Raw genomic sequence first — 245 nt, 5'->3', positions numbered from 1 at the left:
GGTGTCATGAGCCTCGAGCGGGTTCAGCTCTACAAACTCATCATCGTGAACTTCCAGATCATGCTTTTCGGCATAGGCCGCAAACCAGATTTTCTTCCGTAAAGCCTCGTGCAGCTCTTCATCACCACGGATCAGTTCAACCATCTGCACGACATTCTCATATGGAACTTTGATGCCACCGTAGCGCTTGTTGCCGGCAAAGAAGGCCCTGCCTTCTTCCGTTTTCTCAAATGCGGCCAGCTCTT

At 51.0% G+C, this 245-nt stretch carries 1 protein-coding gene; it reads right to left on the bottom strand.

Annotation, left to right across the window (positions count from 1 at the left end):
• Positions 1–245: hypothetical protein (locus tag AC2A6O_RS29070; RefSeq protein ID WP_498932189.1), on the bottom strand; the 245-nt coding region annotated here is incomplete at both ends.

The sequence above is a fragment of the Labrenzia sp. ATLA3 genome (assembly GCF_057180185.1).
This window is presented reverse-complemented; position numbering and strand designations above follow the sequence as displayed.